The sequence below is a fragment of the Sandarakinorhabdus sp. genome, assembly GCF_040398645.1.
Taxonomy (GTDB): domain Bacteria; phylum Pseudomonadota; class Alphaproteobacteria; order Sphingomonadales; family Sphingomonadaceae; genus Sandarakinorhabdus.
In genome coordinates, this window is record NZ_JBBATR010000054.1 from 1 (window position 1) to 2,820 (window position 2,820).

A 2,820-nucleotide genomic window follows, 5' to 3' on the forward strand; every position below is an offset into this window, starting at 1 on the left:
TGCGCATCCGATGTTCCTTGCAAACGATGCTGCTTCGATAAACAGCGCAGTGGCAAGCAGCAACCCGCTGTGGCAACGATGAACCCCAGGGGGACAGGCAGATGACGGTGACGCGGCGCGATGCGATCAAACTGGCCGGCGCAGCGGGCGCTTTGGCGGCTGGTTGCGGGGCAAGCGCCAATGGCTTATCGGCGGCAGCCATGAGCAGCGAGACGTCCAAGCCGGCAGATACTGCCAACAGCCTGTGGGGCGGGCGCTTTGGCGCTGGCCCGTCGGCCATCATGCAGGAAATCAATGCATCGATTGGCGTGGACAAGCGCTTGTGGCGTCAGGACATTGCCGGCAGCCGCGCCCACGTCGCCATGCTGGGCAAGCAGGGCATTGTCTCGGCGGCTGATGTTGCGGCCATCGACAAGGGCTTGCAGCAGATCGCGGCGGAATATGAAGCCGGCAAGCTGGTGGAGAATCTCAGCCTTGAGGATATCCATCTCCATGTCGAAACCCGCCTGCGCGAGATCATCGGGCCAGCCGCGGGCCGGCTGCACACGGCGCGCAGCCGCAATGATCAGGTGGCGGTGGATTTCCGGCTGTGGGTGAAAGCCGCCTGCGCCGAAGCTGATGCAGCACTGAAAGCCCTGATTGCCGCGCTGCTGACCCGCGCCGAAGAACATGCCGATACGATCATGCCGGGCTTCACCCACCTGCAGGTGGCGCAGCCGGTAACGCTGGGCCACCATCTGATGGCCTATGTCGAAATGCTGGGCCGCGATCGCAGCCGCTTTGCCGATGCGATGCGGCGCATGGACGAATGCCCGCTCGGCGCGGCGGCGCTGGCCGGCACCAGCTTCCCGATTGACCGGACCATGACGGCGAAGGCGCTGGGCTTTGCCGGGCCAACCCGCAATAGCCTGGACAGTGTGTCGGACCGGGATTTCGCGCTGGAATATCTGTCCGCCACCCATATGACCGGGCTGCATTTGTCGCGCTTGGCCGAGGAAATCATCATCTGGGCCAGCCAGCCCTATGGCTTCATCACCCTGCCCGATGCCTGGAGCACCGGCAGCAGCATCATGCCGCAAAAGCGCAATCCCGATGCCGCCGAACTGGTGCGCGCCAAGGCTGGCGCGTTTCTGGCGGCCTTCACCCGGCTTTCGGTGGTGATGAAGGGGCTCCCCTTGGCCTATTCCAAGGACATGCAGGACGACAAGGTGACGGTGTTTGCCGCCCATGACGATCTGGGCCTGTGCCTTGCAGCCATGACCGGCATGACCCAAAGCTTGACCTTTAACAAGGCGAAGCTGCGCGCGGCTGCCAACAGTGGTTTTTCCACCGCCACCGATCTGGCCGATTGGTTGGTGCGGGCGGGCGGCGTGCCGTTCCGTGAAGCGCATGAAATCACCGGCAAATGCGTGAAGGCCGCTGAACGGAAGGGAACCGATCTGAACGGCCTGACCGATGCCGAACTGGCTGCCATCGATACCCGCATCACCCCCGCGGTGCGCGATGTGCTGAGTGTCGAAGCCAGCGTGGCCAGTCGCACCAGCTTTGGCGGCACGGCGCCGGCCAACGTGCGCAGCGCCATTGCGGCCGCCCGGCAGCGGCTGTGATGCGCGGGCTGACTTTGGCGGCGTTGCTGCTGCTGGCAGCATGCGGCAAGCAAGGCGCGTTGGAGCCGATGGCTGGCCGCGCAGCCCCGCAGCGCGGCGCAACCCAAGCGCGCGCTGCCACCCCGCAGGAAATGCTGAAGCTGGAACCGCAAGCCGTGCCGCAGCGGGTTGATGACAATCAAGGCCCGTTGCCCGAACGCGGCAGCGATCCGTTCAACCTGCCGCCACCCCGGTCACAAAGATAGACAATGGATCATTTTCAATTTCGCGGCGGCGTGATGCATGCCGAAGACGTCAGCCTTGCACAGCTTGCGGCCGAAGTTGGCACGCCGTTTTACTGCTACAGCAGTGCCACGATCGAACGGCATTTCAGCGTATTCCAGGCCGCGGTGGCCGGGCTGGGTGATGGCAACCCGCTGGTGGCCTTTGCGGTGAAATCCAATCCCAATCTGGCCGTGCTCAGCACCGTTGCCAGGCTGGGTGCCGGCGCTGATGTTGTTTCCAGCGGTGAATTGGCGCGCGCACTGGCCGCCGGCATTCCAGCCAGCCGCATCGTGTTTTCCGGCGTTGGCAAGACCCGCGCCGAGCTTGGTGCCGGCATCGATGCCGGCATCCTGCAATTCAATGTCGAATCCGAAGCCGAAATCGACATGCTGGCACAGGTTGCGGCGGCGCGCGGCGCTGTGGTGGAAATCGCAGTGCGCATCAACCCGGCAGTTGATCCGCGCACCCACGGCAAGATTTCCACCGGCGGCGCCGATGCCAAGTTCGGCATTCCGTGGGAACGCCTGCCTGCGGCCTTTGCGCAAGCGGCGGCTTATCCCCATCTGCGCCCGGTCGGACTGGCGGCGCACATTGGCAGCCAGTTGACGGATCTGGGACCGGTGGAGGACACGATTTCAAAATTGGGCGAATTGGCGCGCGCGCTTGAAGCGGCTGGTCACGCCATCAAGCGGATCGATGTCGGCGGCGGGCTGGGCGTTCCCTATCAGCGTGATCTGCCGCCGCCGCCCAGTCCGGCCGATTATGCCGCCATGGTGGCCCGTGCCACCGCTGGCTGGCCGTGGCGGCTGATGTTCGAACCGGGCCGCATGATCGTCGGCAATGCCGGTGTGCTCGTCAGCGAGGTGATCCTGACCAAGCAGGGCGCATCCAAGCATTTTGTCGTGGTCGATGCCGCAATGAACGATCTGCTGCGCCCGTCGCTGTACAA

Annotated in this window: 3 protein-coding genes; all 3 read left to right on the top strand. The window is 64.5% G+C overall.

Annotated features, from left to right (window positions below; all coding sequences use genetic code 11):
- The first annotated feature begins 200 nt into the window (after positions 1-200).
- On the top strand, positions 201-1,607 hold the full coding sequence (gene argH / locus ABWP50_RS10925) for an argininosuccinate lyase (RefSeq protein ID WP_353218016.1): 1,407 nt from the start codon (positions 201-203) through the stop codon (positions 1,605-1,607).
- Positions 1,607-1,852 (top strand): hypothetical protein, encoded by a 246-nt coding sequence (locus ABWP50_RS10930; RefSeq protein ID WP_353218017.1) that lies wholly within the window; start codon positions 1,607-1,609, stop codon positions 1,850-1,852. Before argH ends, ABWP50_RS10930 begins: the two co-directional genes overlap by 1 nt.
- Positions 1,853-1,855: 3 nt before the next feature.
- Positions 1,856-2,820 (top strand): diaminopimelate decarboxylase (gene lysA / locus ABWP50_RS10935; protein ID WP_353218018.1); only part of this gene is annotated, 965 nt, incomplete at its 3' end.